Source organism: Actinophytocola sp. KF-1 (assembly GCF_054661535.1).
In genome coordinates this window covers 170,246-186,754 of sequence record NZ_BAAFVK010000015.1, presented here as the reverse complement: position 1 = coordinate 186,754, position 16,509 = coordinate 170,246, and the positions used below count along the sequence as shown (strand labels likewise).

The following is a 16,509-nucleotide window of genomic DNA, read 5'->3' as shown; positions in this document are numbered from 1 at the left end:
ACCGCGACCGCCGGTAACGAAGACCGTCCTGTCGCGACGGTCCCGGGCAAGCGGCAGCACAGGGGGTCACCATGTGGATCAAGCGGCGGCGGAAGGTGATCGTCCTCGCGGTGCTGCTCGTCCTCGTCGGGGTCGTGCTGTTCAAGCTGGCCGGTCAACCCCGGCCCGCCGAGCTGTGCGACCACGTCGACAGGGACGACATCTCGGTCAACTTCGGTCTTGGCCGCGAGCCGATCACCCGCAGCTTCACCCTGACCGTTCCGAGCGGCGCGCCCGACGCCGACGCCGCGCGCCAGGTGACGGCGACGTTGGAAGGCGACCTGGTCCGCGACGGCACGGTGGCCACCTTCCCGGCCGACCAGATCACCGTCAGCGCCAAGGTGAACAGCGACAACACCACGGTCGACGTGCGCGCGGTCGTGGCTCCGTTCGGGGCGGCGCCGGTGCCGGAAGGCTGCTACCGCGGGCACCTCACGGTGTTCCGCACCGGCGCGGACCCGCGCAGGCGTGAGGTCGTCGTGGACATCGCCGACCGCGAGAAGTGGAGCGCGGCGGTCGCGTTCGTGATCCTCCTGATCGGTGCGCTCGTCGGTCTCACCATCAAGTGGATCACCGAGTCCCTCACCCCGCTCGCGGAGGCGAGGCGGAGGCTGGCCAGGTCGCGGCAACTGCTCGCCAACCAGGGGTACACCGACCACGACCTCCCCACCCCGCTGCGCGTCCTCCGCGACGACGTGGAGCAGCACCTCCGGCACCAGGAGATCACGGACCTGAAGACCAAGTTCCGGCAACTCGAGACCACCATCGACATCGCGAGGCCCGCGATCGGCGTGATCCACCACATCCGGGACCGCATCCAGGCCCAGGGCAAACGACTCGACGAACTGTGGCGCGACGGGCTCCCCGTGCGCGCGGCGAACCTGCTCGAGAACCTGGTGCAGTCGGAGATCAACCAGCTGACCGACCTGCGGAACAAGCCGTGGAACACCGACACCGACACCATCAACGCGCGCACGGAGGAGACGAACCGCCTCCGGAACCACGTCGAGGCGGTGGACAACTTCATGAGGGTGTACCCGGACCACGTCGGCCATGCCGACGCGGAGAACATCGGGCGGCTGCTGCACAGCAACGACCTCGACGGCGCCACGACCTTGTTGAGCACCTTCCCCGCTCCGGACACCCCCAAGACCCCGCGCACCGGCTGGCGCCGCCGCACCGAGACCCGGCCGTGGCCCACGGATGTCGAACCGCCTCGCGGCAGGCTGGAGCGCGACTCGTGGCTGATCCGGCACGTCCGCCTCGTCGCGGCGCTCGTGTCCGCGCTCGTCGTGACGTTCGTGGGGTTCTCCGCCGAGTACCTGAACAACCAGGGTTTCGAGGACAACATGGACGACTGGCTGAACCTGTTCCTGTGGGCCGCCGTGGTCCAGTTGAGCGGCGTGTCCGTGCTGGACGTCGTCGCCAAGCTCAGCGCCCAGCCCCGGCTGCCGTGACGACCGGTACAGACGACTCGGCCAGCGCCGGTGTACCGAAACCGTCCTCTCGCTGCGGTTTCGGGCCTGACGCTGGCCGAGAAGACTTTACTCAGCGTGACCGATTTAGTCCCTGAGTTCCATCGTGCAGCACTTGGGGCCGCCGCCGGATTTGCGGAGTTCCGAGATGTCCACGAAGGTCGGTTCGTAGCCGGCGTGCACGAGGCGTTCGGCCAGGTGGGTGGCCTCGATGGGGAGGACCACGTTGCGGCCGTCCGAGACGCCGTTCAGGCCGAGGCACTCCGCGTCCGCCGCGTTGGCGATGATCGCGTCCGGGTACAGGCGGGCCAGCACGCGCTGCGAGCCTGCCGAGAAGGCCTCCGGGTAGTAGGCGATGTGCTCGTCGGACAGCACGAACAGCGCGGTGTCGAGGTGGTAGAAGCGCGGGTCGACCAGCTGCAGCGACACGACCGGCACGCCGAGGACCTCCTGCGCCTCCGCGTGGGCGCGTGGGTCGGTGCGGAAGCCGGTGCCCGCGAGCAGCAGCCTGCCGGTCCACGCGAAGTCGCCCTCGGCCTCGTTGACCGCGGTCGGCATGACCACGTCGCGGTAGCCGTGGTCGAGGAACCAGCGGCGGTAGTGGTCGGCCTCGGCGGTGCGCTGCGGGTTGCGGAAGCGGGCGCCGAGGACGCGGCCGTCGACGACCGTGCCGGAGTTGGCGGCGAACACCATGTCGGGCAGGCCGGGCACCGGGGTGATGGTCTCCACGCGGTGGCCGAGCTCGCGGTAGATGTCGGCGAGTTCGGTCCACTGCTTGACGGCGAGCTCGGCGCTGACCGGTTCGTCCGGGTTCATCCACGGGTTGATCGAGTACTCCACGGTGAAGTACTTCGGCTCGCACATCAGGTAGCGGCGCGGCGTCGGCTCGCGTCGGGAGGTGCCCGTCATGATTCACATTGTGCGGTCGGGGCCGACCATCGATCAATGTCGCAATGGCACCCTCAAACCGGCAGAATGTTGCGTGTGGACGCGATAGATCAGCGAATCATTTCGCAACTGGTGTCTGACGCGCGCAGTAGCTACTCCGAGATCGGCAAGGTCGTCGGACTGTCGGCGCCTGCCGTGAAGCGACGGGTGGACCGGCTGCTCGACGCGGGCGTGCTGCGCGGCTTCACGGCCGTCGTCGACCCGGAGGCGCTGGGCTGGGGCACGGAGGCGTTCGTCGAGGTGCACTGCATCGGCAACGTCACGCCGGAACGGATCCGTGCGCGGCTGCTGCCGCTGCCGGAGGTGGTGGCGGCGTACACGGTCTCCGGCGCCGCGGACGCGATCGTCCACCTGCGGGCGGCGAACATCCACCACCTCGAGGACGCGCTGGAACGGCTGCGCGCGGTCGACATGATCGACCGGACGGTGTCGACGGTGGTGCTGTCGACGCTGCTCGAGCGGCCGCCCGCGCCGGACGTCGGCTGATGGCCGGTGGGCGGCGGGAGCTGCCCCGCGGATTGCCGGCTCCTTCCCTCGCGAGGGCTAATGTCCCAGGCCATGACTGTTCTGCTGGACCGGCGTGACGGGGTCGGGGTCATCACGATCAACCTCCCCGAGCGGCGGAACTCCCTCACCCTGCCGATGTCCGCGCAGCTCGTCGAGCACGTCCGCGCGTGTGAGCAGGACGACGACGTCCACGCCATCGTCGTCACCGGCGCGCCGCCCGCCTTCTGCGCAGGCGCCGACCTCACGGCGCTCGGCGAGGCGAGGGAGGAGGGCCTCCGCGCCATCTACGCCGGGTTCCTCGCGGTGGCCGCCTCTCCCCTGCCGACCGTGGCCGCCGTCAACGGGCCCGCAGTCGGCGCCGGGTTGAACCTCGCTCTCGCCTGTGACGTGCGGCTCGCTGGGCCGGAGGCACGGTTCGACGCCCGGTTCCTGCAGCTCGGCATCCACCCCGGCGGCGGGATGACGTGGATGTCGCAGCGCGTCGCCGGGCCCCAGACCGCGGCCGCGATGACGCTGTTCGGGCAGGTCCTGGACGCGGATGAGGCCGTGCGCACCGGGTTGGCGTTCCGGAAGGTGGACGACGTCGTGCCCGCGGCCGTCGAGTTCTGCCAGGCCGCGGTGAAGGCGCCGCGCGAGCTGGTGGTGACCACCAAGCGCACCCTGCGGACGACGGCCGCCTACCATCGACACGACGACGCCGTCGAGACGGAACTCGTCGCGCAGCTCGCGTCGATGGAGACCCCCGCGTTCGCCGAGCTCCTGTCCGCCATGCGGGAACGGATATCCCGCCAGGCGTGACGCGGCTTCCAGCATGTGGGAAGCCGGACTGTGACGTCCAACGCGAATACCCTGTGCACCAGGGAAACCCCGGGTTAGGCACGACTACCCTCACAAAGAGGCACGCAGTCGTGCGAGAGAGGGACCACCAGAGCATGAGCACCAGCGTCAACGGGGGCGGTCGGGCCACCCAGGTCACCAAGCTCGACCGGGTCGTGATCAGGTTCGCCGGCGACTCCGGTGACGGCATGCAGCTCACCGGTGACCGGTTCACGTCCGAGGCCGCCGCCTTCGGCAACGACCTCGCCACGCTGCCCAACTTCCCCGCCGAGATCCGGGCGCCGGCGGGCACCCTGCCGGGTGTCTCGTCGTTCCAGATCCACTTCGCGGACTACGACATCCTCACCCCGGGTGACCGGCCGGACGTGCTCGTCGCGATGAACCCGGCCGCGCTCAAGGCCAACATCGGCGAGCTGCCGGTCGGCGGCATGCTGATCGTCAACACCGACGAGTTCTCCAAGCGCAACCTCACGAAGGTCGGCTACGACGCCGACCCGCTCGAGGACGACTCGCTGTCCAACTTCCAGGTCCACAAGGTCGCCATGGCCACCCTCACGCAGGGCGCGCTGGAGGGCACCGGCCTGTCGAAGAAGGACGCCGAGCGCTGCAAGAACATGTTCGCGCTCGGCCTGCTCTCCTGGATGTACCACCGGCCCACCGAGGGCACGGAACGCTTCCTGCGCGAGAAGTTCGCCCGCAAGCCCGACATCGCCGAGGCCAACATCCTGGCCTTCCGCGCGGGCTGGAACTACGGCGAGACCACCGAGGCGTTCGCCGTCACCTACGAGGTGCCGCCCGCCGAGTTCCCCGCCGGCACGTACCGGCAGATCACCGGCAACGCGGCGCTGGCCTACGGCATCGTGGCGGCCGGGCAGTGCGCGAAGCTCCCGGTGCTGCTGGGCGCGTACCCGATCACGCCGGCGTCGGACATCCTGCACGAGCTGTCCAAGCACAAGAACTTCAACGTCACGACCGTGCAGGCCGAGGACGAGATCGCGGGCATCGGCACGGCGCTCGGCGCCTCGTACGGCGGTTCGCTCGGCGTCACGACCACGTCCGGGCCGGGCATCGCGCTCAAGTCCGAGACCATCGGCCTCGCGGTGATGTCCGAGCTGCCGCTGCTGATCATCGACGTGCAGCGCGGCGGGCCGTCGACCGGTCTGCCGACGAAGACCGAGCAGGCGGACCTGCTGCTGGCCATGTTCGGCCGCAACGGCGAGTCGCCGGTGCCGATCGTCGCGCCCAACTCCCCCGGCGACTGCTTCGACGCGGTCCTCGACGCGACGCGGATCGCGCTGAAGTACCGGACGCCCGTGATGCTGCTGTCGGACGGCGCCATCGCGAACGGCTCCGAGCCGTGGCTCATCCCGCGGGCCGATGAGCTGCCGGACCTGAGCGTCACGTTCGCGTCCGAGCCGAACGCGCTCGACGGCAGCGACGAGCACTGGCCGTACGTCCGCGACACCGAGACGCTCGCCCGCGAGTGGGCGATCCCGGGCACGCCCGGTCTGCAGCACCGCATCGGCGGGCTGGAGAAGGCCGACGGCAAGGGCAACATCTCCTACGACCCGGACAACCACGACCGCATGGTCCGGCTGCGCCAGGCGAAGGTCGACGGCATCGACGTGCCGGACCTCGAGGTCGACGACCCGACCGGCGACGCACGCGTGCTGGCGCTGGGCTGGGGCTCCAGCTACGGGCCGATCGGCGCGGGTGTCCGGCGGGTGCGCGGGCAGGGCATGGCGATCGCGCAGGCACACCTGCGGCACCTCAACCCGTTCCCGGCGAACCTCGGCGAGGTGCTGAGGCGTTACGACCGGGTCGTGGTGCCCGAGATGAACATGGGACAGCTGGCGCTCCTGCTGCGCGGCAAGTACCTCGTGGACGTGCAGTCGTACACGAAGGTCGCCGGGCTGCCGTTCAAGGCCGAGGAGCTGCAGCACGTCTTCACCGAACACGTTGAAGGGGTTCGAGCATGACCGCGGTCGATCTGGGGCTCCCGTCGCTCGGGGGGCTGGACCTTGTCCCTGCCGACGACGCGCCGCAGAAGGCGAAGGACTTCAAGTCCGACCAGGAAGTGCGCTGGTGCCCGGGCTGCGGGGACTACGTGGTGCTCAACGCCATGCAGTCGTTCCTGCCCACGCTCGGGCTCAAGCGCGAGAACATCGTGTTCATCTCCGGTATCGGGTGCTCGTCGCGGTTCCCGTACTACATGAACACCTACGGCATGCACTCCATCCACGGCCGCGCCCCCGCGATCGCGACCGGTCTCGCGGTGACGCGGCCGGACCTGTCGGTGTGGGTCGTGACCGGTGACGGCGACGCGCTCTCCATCGGCGGCAACCACCTGATCCACGCCCTGCGCCGCAACGTCAACCTCAAGATCCTGCTGTTCAACAACCGCATCTACGGCCTCACCAAGGGGCAGTACTCGCCGACGTCGGAGACCGGGAAACTCACCAAGTCCACGCCGATGGGGTCGCTGGACCACCCGTTCAACCCGCTCTCCCTCGCGATTGGCGCGGAAGCCACGTTCGTGGCGCGGACGCTGGACAACGACCGCGCCCAGCTCACCTCCATCCTCACCGCCGCCGCACAACACCGCGGCTCCGCCCTGGTCGAGATCTACCAGAACTGCCCCATCTTCAACGACGGCGCCTTCGACGTCCTCAAAGAACCCGGCGAGAAAGAGCAACGCCTGATCCCGTTGGAGGACGGCAAGCCGATCCGGTTCGGGCCGGAGGGCGAGTTCGGGGTGGTGCGGACCGACTTCGGCGGGTTCGAGGTGGCGAAGGTCAGCGAGGTCGGCGAGGACCGGGTCGTCGTGCACGACTCGTCGATCGAGGACCCGTCGTACGCGTTCGCGCTGTCGCGGCTGTCGACACAGGACCTGGCCCACACGGTGACCGGCGTGTACCGGAACGTGCGGCGGCCGACCTACGACGACATGGCGCGCCACCAGGTCGCCACGGCCGCCGAGGCGAAGCCGCCGAACCTGCAGGCGTTGCTCAACGGCAACGACACCTGGACGGTCGGATAAAGCGGAAAGGCCCGGGAGCTTCCCGGGCCTTTCGCGTTCACTTCTTCGCTGCCGCGCGTTTCTTGTGGTCCCAGGCCTGGAAGCCCGCGCCCTCGGCGTCGGCCTCGGTCTTGAACCAGACGTCGGCCTTGGTGCGGCCGAAGTACGGGGACTTCTCGGTGTGGAACAGCTTCGAGGACTCCTTGGCCTTCACCGCGAACTCGGCAGAGGGCGCGGAACCGTCCGCGGCGGGCTTCGCCGACGCCGGGCCGTAGGGGCCCGATGCCTTCAGCTCGGCGGTGATGGCGCCCTCGTCGAGGGTGTTGAGCGCCGGGTCGGCGGGCTCGGCCTTCGCGGCGGGCTTCGTGGCGGGCTTCGTGGCGGGCTTCGCCTTCGCGGCGGACTTGGCCGGAGCCTTGGCGGCGGACTTCTCGGTCTTGGCGGCGGACTTCCCGGCTGCTGCCGTGTCTGTCTGCTTGTCGGTGGCGGCATCCGCGGCCGCTTCCGGCTTCGCAGCTTCGGCCTTGTCGGCCTGCTTTCCCGCGGCATCCGCGGCCACTTCCGACTTCGCAGCCTCGGCCTTGTCAGCCTGCTTTCCCGCGGCATCCGAGGCCGCTTCCGGCTTCGCGGCCTCGGCCTTGTCGGCCTGCTTTTCCGCCGCACCGGACTTCTTGGGGCTCGCCTTGGTCGCGGTGGACTTCGTGGCGGGCGCGGGCTTTTCGGCGGGCTTGTCGGCCGGCTCGGCGTCCCCCTTGTCGGCGGCATCCGCGTCGGCCTTGCCGGCCGCGGTTTCCGTGTCGGCCTTGTCCTCGGCCACCGCTTCCTCAGTCACCGCAACGGTTTCCGGAGCCGTGGTGTCCGTGTCGGCCGACGCCGCGACCGCCTTGTCGGACTTGGCCTTCTCCGTCGCGGCTTCCTCCGCCGCCTCGGCGGTGTCGTCCGGTTTCGCGGCGGGGGCCACGATCTCCGGAGCGGCCGTCGCCGTGGTGTCCTTGGCCTGCTTGCGGCCGCCGATCGACTTCAGCTTCCCGATGAGCTGTTTCAACCACTTCACGGCGTCTGCCTCCTCGCGGATGACGCGGTAACGATCACCGATAGGCGAGAACAATAGGGCAACCGCTGAACCGGTCGGTGACCGGCTGTCAAGTCGCTGTCAAAAACTCAGCCCACGGGCCGGAATCCCACCCGTTCGGCGTCGGCGGCCGTGCGGAACCAGACCTCGGCGACCGTGCGGCCGAACTGCGGCGAGTCCGGCGTGCAGTACCGCAGCGCGGCGACGCTCGCCTTGATCGTGAACTCCGGCGACGGGGACGCCCCGCCCGGCAACGGCATCGCGGAGCCGGGGCCGAACGGGCCGCGGCCACCGCCGCTCCCCTGCCGCAGGCGGTGCGGGGGCGGCGGGGTGGACGTGCCCTCGTCGGCGGCCGGGACGATCGGCTCGAACAGCGACCTCGGCGTGTCCGGCACCTCGTCGACCACGGCGGCCGCCGGGGCGGGCTCGGGGGTCGACGACGGCTGGACCCCGAACGGCACCTGGTGCCTCGGCTTGCCGGGCACCCGCTTGGGCAGCGCGGACGCGCTCGGCGTTGGTTCGACTCGCACCGCCACCCCCGGTGTGATCCTGTTCTGCTTCGGCACCCGCCGCGGGAGATCGTTCGCGGGCTTCTCGGCGACCGCGGCGACGACCTCGGTCCGCTCCTGCCGGAGTTCCTCGGCCGACGCCACCTCGGGCTCGGGCTCGACCAGTGCGTGCGACGCGCCGGTCTTCTCGGCTTCCTGCGCGGCGGGTGGCGTGCCGGGCGCCACGGGCTCGGACTCGACGGTCCGCTCGTGCTTGGCGACCTCGTCGCCCGGCTCGTCGGCGAGGTCGTCGACGAAGTCGTCGGCGAGTTCGGTGCTCTCGGCCTCCGCGCGTTCGGCCTGCTCGGCCTTGCCCTCCTCGTCGATCCGGCGGATCAGCTCGCCGGGGATCGGGTGCGTGCGCTGGGTGAAGACGGTGCCGCCGTCGTCCTCGACGGCCGGGCGCGACTCCTCGTCCTCCTCCTCGTCGTCGAGCGCGTCGCCGATGGCGTCCACGTCGTCGTCGACGAGCCGCGAGTCGTTCAGCTCCAGCGACTCGTCCAGCTGGTGGCGGTTGCGGGGCAGCGCGGGCTGCTCCTCGGGCGCCTGGTTGGCGGCGTCGCCCTCCAGCTCGTCGTCGAACCAGCCGCGGTCCGACGGCGGCGGCGACATCGGCGGCACCTCGGGCGGCGCGGTGAGCGAACCGGCGGACACGTCGAGGTACTGGGTGGCGGCCGCGCTCGGGCCGCTCTGGGTCAGCTCGGTGCTCGGCTCCGGCGGTGCGGAGAGGCCGCCGTCGAAACCGCCGAGGGACGGCTCCGGCTCGCGCTCGGGCGGCAGCGGCGCGAAGTCGCGGCCGGGGCTGCCGGGCTCCCGGTCCTCGTACCGGCCCAGCGGGTCCCGCTCCGGCGGCAGCGGCGGCGGGGTGTCACGCAGCGCGTAGGAACGCGTGAGGTACTCCGAGTCCTCGCCGTCGGGGCGGTCGCCGAGGCCGGGCACCAGTGCACGGGAGAACTCGGCCTCCTCGTCGTTCCGGCCGTCCTTCCGCCGGGGCTGCTCCGGGCGCTCGCCGGCCGACTGGCGGCGCGCTCGCGTGGCGAGCTGGGCCTCCAGCTCACCGACGCGGTTGCGGGCCGGGCGGGCCACCAGCAACCAGCAGAGCACTGCGCCGAGCAGGAAGGCCAGTGAGCTCCACAACCAGACCTGGCCAAAGATCGGCATCGATCGAACTCCCTCCGCGCACCGCGCGAACGCCTAGCAGGGTGGTCCTCAGGCTACTGCGGCTGGACCAGCCGCAAGAACCACCCGGTCGATTTGGCTCTTGGTTTCGCAAGCCGACACGCTGCGTGGAATCGAATCCTCGCCTATCGTGTACGTGCCACCACGTAGCGTGCCAGCATGTCCAGCGCGTCGCGCGCTGAACAGGGCGGGAGCGTGGCGAGCTCGGCACGTGCCCGGTCGGCGTAGTCACTCAGCGTGCGCACCGCCTGTTCGAGCCCCGGGGACTTGCGCAACAGCGTCAGTGCCTCGTCCACCTGGTCGTCGTCGGTGATCGGACCGGCGAGCAGCTCGGCGAGCCGGGGGTCGGGGTCCTGCGCGAGTGCGTACAGCACCGGCAGCGTCTTGACGCCCTCCCGCAGGTCCGTGCCCGGGGTCTTGCCGGACTCGTCGGCGGGCGAGGCGATGTCGATGATGTCGTCGGAGATCTGGAAGGCGGTGCCGATCAGGTCGCCGAACCGGTGCAGGGCCTCGGTGTGCGCGGGCGCGGCGTTGGAGAACATGCCGCCGTACCGGCCGGACGTGGCGATGAGCGACCCGGTCTTCTGCGCGATGACGCTCAGGTAGTGCCGCACGGCGTCGTCGTCCGGGCCGGGCCCGACCGTCTCCCGCATCTGGCCGGTGACCAGCTGCCCCATCGTCTCGGCGATGATCCGGGCCGCGTCGCTGCCGAGGCGGGCGACCAGCCCGGACGCGTGCGCGAACAGGAAGTCGCCGGTGAGGATCGCGATGGTGTTGTCCCAGCGCGCGTTGACGCTCTTCGCGCCGCGCCGCATGGTCGCCTCGTCCATCACGTCGTCGTGGTACAGCGTCGCGAGGTGCACCAGCTCCACCGCCGCGGCCGCCGTGATCACCTCGTCGGTGGTGCCTGCGGCGGCGTCGGGGCCGAACTGCGCCGCCAGCAGGGTGAACAGCGGGCGAAAGCGTTTGCCACCGGCCTTGACCAGGTGCAGCGCCGCCTGCTCCACGAAGTCCACGTCGCTCTGGACGACGGTCCGCAGCACGGTCTCGACCCGGGTGAGGCCCTCGGTGATCGTGTCGACGAGCGCTGGGTCGGCCTGATCGAGCCCGAGCGACGCCGGTAGCCGCGGCACGGTCTGGTCTGCAGTCACGTCGGCATCGCTCCCCAACATAGAAATCGCTGGCTACAGCCTAATGTCCAGCCTTTTCCCGCACGTCACGAAGTACGTGTGACGCACCTGACGCACGGTGAGGTGCCCGGGGTCGGGCCGCGGTGCGCCGGGTGGTGGCGCGTGATCATCGGTGCGGCACGCTCAGCGTTCCTTCTCGACGCAGAACTCGTTGCCCTCCGGGTCGGCGAGCACGACCCAGCCGCGGCCGTCCGGGGTGCGGCGGTCGTCGACCAGGGTGGCGCCGGCCTCGAGCAGCCGGGTCACCTCCTCGTCGCGGGTCCGCTCGGTGGGCACGACGTCCAGGTGCAGCCGGTTCTTGCCCGACTTGGGTTCCGGGACGCGGATGAACAGCAGCTCGGTCATGGCGGGGTCCGGCGGTTCGACCAGCACCTCGTCGTCGCCCGGTTCGTCGATGTCGCTGATCGGCCACCCGGTCACGACGCTCCAGAACCGCGCCAGCTCGTACGGTTCCGCGCAGTCGACGGTGATGTGCTGGACCCTCATGCCACTCCTCCGGGACAGAAAGAACGGCGCCCACCGAAGCAGTGGGCGCCGTTCCGCACAACCGGATTACCGGACCGCGAACGTGCCGGCCCCGGCCCAGTCCAGCGCGAACGCCGGCACGATCCCGAGCAGCAGGGTGATCACCACGCCCAGCGTGATGGCCGCCGTCGTGAACGCGCCCGGGACGGTCACCGACGGGCCGTCCGGTGCGGGCTCGCTGAAGTACATCAGCACGATCACGCGCAGGTAGAAGAACGCCGCGATCGCCGACGCGACCAGTGCGACCACCACCAGCGGGGCCATGCCCTCCGACAGCGCCGCCGAGAACACCACGAACTTGCCGATGAACCCGGACGTCAGCGGGATGCCCGCCAGCGCGAGCAGCAGGAACGTGAACACCGCGGCCACCAGCGGCGACCGCTTCGCCAGGCCCGCCCACTGCGACAGGTGCGTGGCCTCGCCGTCCGCGTCGCGGACCAGCGAGATGACACCGAACGCGGCGACCGTGGTGAAGCCGTACGCCAGCAGGTAGAACATCGTCGACGAGACGCCCTCGGGCGACAGCACGATGGCGCCGATGAGCAGGAAGCCGGCGTGCGCGATCGACGAGTACGCGATCATGCGCTTGATGTCGGTCTGCGTCAGGCCGAGCACCGCGCCGATGATCATCGAGACGATCGCGACGCCCCACATGACGCCGCGCCACTCCCACTGCGTCGACTCCAGCGCCACGGACAGCACCCGCAGGATGCCGCCGAACGCCGCGACCTTGGTGCACGCCGCCATGAACGCCGTGATCGGCGTCGGCGCGCCCTGGTACACGTCCGGGGTCCACGCGTGGAACGGGCCGACCGAGCCCTTGAACAGCAGGCCGACGATCAGCAGCGCCATGCCGCCGAACAGCAGCGCGTCCGAGCGGTCCGAACCGGCCGCCGCGTTCGCGATGTCCTCCAGCCGCACCGACCCGGCGTAGCCGTACAGCAGCGCGAGCCCGTACAGGAAGAACGCCGACGCGAACGCGCCGAGCAGGAAGTACTTGACCGCCGCTTCCTGCGAGAGGAGGCGGCGACGGCGGGCAAGACCGCACATCAGGTACAGCGGCAGGCTCAGCACCTCGAGCGCGATGAACATGGTCAGCAGGTCGTTCGCCGCGCAGAAGACCATCATGCCGCCGAGCGCGAACAGCGTCAGCGGGAACACCTCGGTCTGCATGCCGAACCGGGCCGCGTCACGGCGAGCCGGGTGGGCGCCGAGCCGCTGCTCGCGGTCCTGGACGGTGCCGGGGCGGATCGCGGCGGTCGCCACGAACGCACCGCCGGGCTCCACGGACCGGTCCGCGATCATCAGCACCGCACCGAGCGACAGCGCGAGCAGCGTGCCCCACAGGAACAGTGCCGGACCGTCGACCGCGATCGTGCCCGACAGCGTCGTGGCACCGGCCTCGGGCGCGTCGACGAGGTAGAACGCCAGCGCGACCCCGGACGCGACCACCGCGAGCAGCGTTAGGAACACCTGCGCCGACCACCGCTGGTGCTTGGGCAGGAACGCCTCGACCAGCACCCCGATGCACGCGGCACCCAGGATGATCAGCACCGGCAGGATCGCCGGGTAGTCGACCGGGGGCAGCGTCTCCTTGCCCGGGGCCTCCTGGGCCAGGAAAACCAGTGCGGACAACTCAGTTGCCTCCGTCCGAGATACCGACCGACTGGAGTGTCGCGTCGACGGTCGGCGTGATCACGTCGAGCACCGGCTTCGGGTAGAAGCCGATGCCGACCACCAGGACCAGGAGCGGGGCGAGCACCAGCTTCTCCCGGCCACTCAGGTCGAGGATGGCCTTGCGCGCGCCGACCTCCGGCGCGATCGCGGTGCCGGGCCCGCCGGTCACGTCCACGAGCGCGTTCCCGCGCACCGGACCGTGGAACACCCGCTGGTAGAGCCAGAGGATGTAGAGCGCGGCGAAGATCATGCCGACCGTGGCGATGATCGTGTACACCGGCTCGTTGCCGTACGACCCGATCAGCACCAGGAACTCGGAGATGAACGAGTTCGTGCCCGGCAGCGACAGCGACGCGAGACCGGCGACCAGGAACACGCCCGCGAGCGCGGGGGTGATCTTGGCGAGGCCGCCGTAGTCCGCGATCAGCGAGGAGCCGCCGCGGGCGACGACCATGCCGATCACCAGGATCAGCATGCCGGTCGAGATCGAGTGGTTGAGCATGTAGGACACCGCGCCGGTCTCGGACTGCGCCGAGAACGCGAACACACCGAGCGCGATGAAGCCGAAGTGCGCGATCGACACGTACGCGATGAGCCGCTTCATGTCCCGCTGCCCGGTGGCGAGCAGCGCGCCGTAGATGACGCCCGCGACACCCATGACGAGCACCAGCGGCGCCAGCGTCTTGCTGGCCTCCGGGGTCATCGGCAGCAGGTAGCGCAGGAAGCCGAACGTGCCGACCTTGTCGAGGACACCGATCAGGATCACCGAGACCCCGATGGGCGCCTCGGCGGCCGCGTCCGGCAGCCACGTGTGCAGCGGCACCAGCGGCGCCTTCACCGCGAACGCGAGGAAGAAGCCGAGGAAGATCCAGATCTGGTTGGTCAGCGGCGCGTCCGAGACGACCCGCACCAGCGTGGCCCAGTCGAACGTGCCCTTCCCCAGCGTGTCGGCGGCCTGCACGTAGGCGCCGATCGCCGAGGCCAGCATGATCATGCCGCCGAGGAACGAGTACAGGAAGAACTTGACCGCCGCGTACTGCCGCCGCGCGCCGCCGTACTGCCCGATGAGGAAGTACATCGGGATCAGCATGACCTCGAACAGCACATAGAACACGAACACGTCGGTCGCGGCGAACGCACCCATCGTGATCGCCTGCTGCAGCAGGATCAGCGACAGGTACGCGCCCGCGCTGCGGTCGGCGGGCAGCTTGTCCGTCCACCCGGCGCCGATGACGACCGGCACCAGCAGCGCCAGCGCCGCGATCATCACGAGCGCGATGCCGTCGATGCCGAACGACAGGTGCACGCCGAGCGCGGGGATCCAGTCGACCGAGAAGGCCTGCTGCATCCGTGCGCCGCTCGGGTCGTAGGAGATCCAGGAGATCACCATGACCACGAACTCGACGAGCGAGAAGCCGAGCGCCACCTGCTTGGCGAGGCGGTCGTTGTCCCGCAGGAAGGCGACGACGATCGCGCCGACCAGCGGGATGAGGAGCAGTGCGACGAGCAGGGCCGCACCGGAAGAGGAAGTGCTCACGCGTACCTCACCGCCAGGAAGGCAATCAGTACCAGAATCGAACCGGCGAGCATCGACGCCGCGTAGGAGCGGACGAACCCGGTCTGGAGTCTGCGCAGCCGGCCGGAGCTACCGCCGAAGCCGGCGGCGATCCCGTTCACCAGCCCGTCGACGCCCTTGTTGTCCACGTACACCAGCGCCCTGGTGAGCCAGGTGCCCGGGCGAGCGATCAGGGCCTCGTTGAGGGCGTTGCCGTACAGGTCCTTGCGTGCCGCGCGGACCGGGAAGCTGACCGGCTCCGGCTTGACCACCGGCACGTCGCGGCGGCCGACGACCAGCCACGCGAGCAGCACGCCGAGCACCGACAGCACGATCGTGAGGATCGGCACCAGCGAGTGCGGGATGGCCGTGTGCTCGGCCTCCTGCAGCTGCCCCAGCGACGGCGACAGCCACTCGGCGAGCGTGTCGCCGGAGGAGAAGAACCAGCCCGCGCCGATCGACCCGATCGCCAGGACCGCCATCGGCACCCACATGACCGGACCGGCCTCGTGCGGGTGGTAGTCGCGGCCGTCCTCGGACTTCAGCTCCTCCCAGCGCTTCTTGCCGAAGAAGGTCATGAACATCAGGCGCGTCATGTAGAACGCCGTCAGGAACGCGCCCAGCAGGGCCGCGATGCCGAAGACCCAGCCGCGCCAACCCTCCGCGCCGAACGCGGCCTCGATGATCGCGTCCTTGGAGAAGAAGCCGGAGAACGGCGGGATGCCGATCAGTGCCAGGTAGCCGAGGCCAAAGGTGGCGAACGTGATGGGCATGACCCGCCACAGCCCGCCGTAGTGGCGCATGTCGACGTCGTCGTTCATGGCGTGCATGACCGAGCCGGCGCCGAGGAACAGCCCGGCCTTGAAGAAGCCGTGCGTCAGCAGGTGCATGATGCCGAGCGCGAACCCGAACGGGCCGAGGCCGACGGCCAGCATCATGTAGCCGATCTGGCTGACCGTGGAGTACGCGAGGACCTTCTTGATGTCGTCGTACGCGCAGCCGATGATCGACCCGACCAGCAGCGTCACCGCGCCGACCAGGGTCACGACCAGGCGGCCGTCCTCGGACATCATGTAAATCGGGTTGGCGCGGGCCACCAGGTACACACCGGCGGTGACCATCGTCGCCGCGTGGATCAGGGCGGAGACCGGGGTCGGGCCCTCCATCGCGTCGGGCAACCACGCCTGCAGCGGCACCTGGCCGGACTTGCCGCAGGCACCGAGCAGCAGCAGGATCGTGATCGCGGTGATCGACGCGGGCGAGAGCTGGTCGAGGTTCGCGAACACCTCGGTGTACTGGGTGGTGCCCAGCTCCGCGAACATGATGAAGATCGCGATGGCCAGGCCGACGTCGCCGACCCGGTTCATCAGGAACGCCTTCTTGGCCGCGGTCGCCGCGGACGGGCGGTTCGTGTACCACCCGATCAGCAGGTACGAGGCGAGACCCACGCCCTCCCAGCCCAGGTACAGCGACACGAAGCTGTTGCCCAGCACCAGGATGAGCATCGCGGCGACGAACAGGTTGAAGTACCCGAAGAACCGCCGCCGGTCGGGGTCGTCGGCCATGTAGCCGATCGAGTAGATGTGGATCAGCGAGCCGACGCCGGTGATCAGCAGCACGAAGCTGATCGACAGCGGGTCGATCCGGAGTCCGAAGTCGACCTGCAGCTGCCCGACCGGGATCCAGTCGAACACGTGCAGGTTCTGCACCCGCTCCTCCTCCGGCAGCCCGGTGGAGGAGAAGAACAGGATGACGCCGTACACGAAGGACGCGACGACCGTAGCGCAGCCGAGCAGGTGACCCCACGCGTTGGTGGCCTTGCCGCCGAGCAGCAGGACGGCCGCACCGATCACCGGGAAGGCGATCAGCAACCATGCGCTGCCCGCGGCACCGCCGGCTTCTTGGACCTCCTGGGCCTGAGCCAGCAGGAATGTAGAC

At 69.9% G+C, this 16,509-nt stretch carries 13 protein-coding genes; 5 read left to right on the top strand and 8 right to left on the bottom strand.

The features are described 5' to 3' along the window. Positions 1-71 precede the first annotated feature (71 nt). Positions 72-1,496 carry a hypothetical protein gene (locus ACYQ77_RS37425; RefSeq protein WP_459720479.1) on the top strand — a complete coding sequence of 475 codons (1,425 nt, stop codon included), beginning with the start codon at positions 72-74 and terminating at the stop codon, positions 1,494-1,496. A 105-nt stretch (positions 1,497-1,601) separates the two neighbouring features. On the opposite strand, the gene ddaH is transcribed toward ACYQ77_RS37425, so the two are convergent. Further along, entirely contained in the window at positions 1,602-2,423 is an 822-nt protein-coding gene (gene ddaH, locus ACYQ77_RS37420; protein ID WP_459720476.1) for a dimethylargininase, read from the bottom strand. A gap of 75 nt (positions 2,424-2,498) precedes the next feature. Here ddaH and ACYQ77_RS37415 point away from each other — a divergent pair, with 75 nt between their 5' ends. From ACYQ77_RS37415 to ACYQ77_RS37400, 4 genes are all read left to right on the top strand, one after another. Further along, positions 2,499-2,948 (top strand): Lrp/AsnC family transcriptional regulator, encoded by a 450-nt coding sequence (locus ACYQ77_RS37415; protein WP_459720473.1) that lies wholly within the window; start codon positions 2,499-2,501, stop codon positions 2,946-2,948. A 72-nt stretch (positions 2,949-3,020) separates the two neighbouring features. Beyond that, a complete protein-coding gene (locus ACYQ77_RS37410) occupies positions 3,021-3,767 on the top strand; it encodes an enoyl-CoA hydratase (RefSeq protein WP_459720471.1) in 747 nt (248 codons plus the stop codon). 134 nt (positions 3,768-3,901) lie between these two features. Next, the gene (locus tag ACYQ77_RS37405; RefSeq protein ID WP_459720469.1) at positions 3,902-5,785 is read left to right on the top strand and encodes a 2-oxoacid:acceptor oxidoreductase subunit alpha; all 1,884 of its coding nucleotides are present in this window, start codon (positions 3,902-3,904) and stop codon (positions 5,783-5,785) included. Then, entirely contained in the window at positions 5,782-6,846 is a 1,065-nt protein-coding gene (locus ACYQ77_RS37400; protein ID WP_459720466.1) for a 2-oxoacid:ferredoxin oxidoreductase subunit beta, read from the top strand. The genes ACYQ77_RS37405 and ACYQ77_RS37400 overlap by 4 nt, the downstream gene beginning before the upstream one ends. A gap of 37 nt (positions 6,847-6,883) precedes the next feature. Here ACYQ77_RS37400 and ACYQ77_RS37395 read toward each other — a convergent pair whose 3' ends face one another. From ACYQ77_RS37395 to nuoL, 7 genes are all read right to left on the bottom strand, one after another. Then, positions 6,884-7,879, bottom strand: a complete 996-nt coding sequence (locus tag ACYQ77_RS37395; protein ID WP_459720463.1) for a sunset domain-containing protein — start codon at positions 7,877-7,879, stop codon at positions 6,884-6,886. Between the two features lie 107 nt (positions 7,880-7,986). Continuing rightward, positions 7,987-9,606, bottom strand: coding sequence for a sunset domain-containing protein (locus ACYQ77_RS37390; RefSeq protein ID WP_459720460.1), 1,620 nt, complete (start codon positions 9,604-9,606; stop codon positions 7,987-7,989). 143 nt (positions 9,607-9,749) lie between these two features. Beyond that, the gene (locus ACYQ77_RS37385; RefSeq protein ID WP_459720457.1) at positions 9,750-10,796 is read right to left on the bottom strand and encodes a polyprenyl synthetase family protein; all 1,047 of its coding nucleotides are present in this window, start codon (positions 10,794-10,796) and stop codon (positions 9,750-9,752) included. Positions 10,797-10,937: 141 nt separating this feature from the next. Continuing rightward, a complete protein-coding gene (locus ACYQ77_RS37380) occupies positions 10,938-11,300 on the bottom strand; it encodes a VOC family protein (RefSeq protein ID WP_459720455.1) in 363 nt (120 codons plus the stop codon). A gap of 66 nt (positions 11,301-11,366) precedes the next feature. Continuing rightward, a complete protein-coding gene (gene nuoN / locus ACYQ77_RS37375; protein ID WP_459720634.1) occupies positions 11,367-12,965 on the bottom strand; it encodes an NADH-quinone oxidoreductase subunit NuoN in 1,599 nt (532 codons plus the stop codon). Between the two features lie 10 nt (positions 12,966-12,975). Beyond that, a complete protein-coding gene (locus ACYQ77_RS37370; protein ID WP_459720452.1) occupies positions 12,976-14,553 on the bottom strand; it encodes an NADH-quinone oxidoreductase subunit M in 1,578 nt (525 codons plus the stop codon). Then, the gene (nuoL, locus tag ACYQ77_RS37365) at positions 14,550-16,496 is read right to left on the bottom strand and encodes an NADH-quinone oxidoreductase subunit L (RefSeq protein ID WP_459720631.1); all 1,947 of its coding nucleotides are present in this window, start codon (positions 16,494-16,496) and stop codon (positions 14,550-14,552) included. Before nuoL ends, ACYQ77_RS37370 begins: the two co-directional genes overlap by 4 nt. Positions 16,497-16,509: the final 13 nt, after the last annotated feature.

Coding starts and splice junctions, on each gene's coding strand:
- ACYQ77_RS37405 (WP_459720469.1), top strand. CDS start 3,902: ATGAGCACCAGCGTCAACGGGGGCGGTCGGGCCACCCAGGTCACCAAG.
- ACYQ77_RS37385 (WP_459720457.1), bottom strand. CDS start 10,796: ATGTTGGGGAGCGATGCCGACGTGACTGCAGACCAGACCGTGCCGCGG.
- ACYQ77_RS37390 (WP_459720460.1), bottom strand. CDS start 9,606: ATGCCGATCTTTGGCCAGGTCTGGTTGTGGAGCTCACTGGCCTTCCTG.
- ddaH (WP_459720476.1), bottom strand. CDS start 2,423: ATGACGGGCACCTCCCGACGCGAGCCGACGCCGCGCCGCTACCTGATG.
- ACYQ77_RS37380 (WP_459720455.1), bottom strand. CDS start 11,300: ATGAGGGTCCAGCACATCACCGTCGACTGCGCGGAACCGTACGAGCTG.
- ACYQ77_RS37425 (WP_459720479.1), top strand. CDS start 72: ATGTGGATCAAGCGGCGGCGGAAGGTGATCGTCCTCGCGGTGCTGCTC.
- ACYQ77_RS37400 (WP_459720466.1), top strand. CDS start 5,782: ATGACCGCGGTCGATCTGGGGCTCCCGTCGCTCGGGGGGCTGGACCTT.
- ACYQ77_RS37410 (WP_459720471.1), top strand. CDS start 3,021: ATGACTGTTCTGCTGGACCGGCGTGACGGGGTCGGGGTCATCACGATC.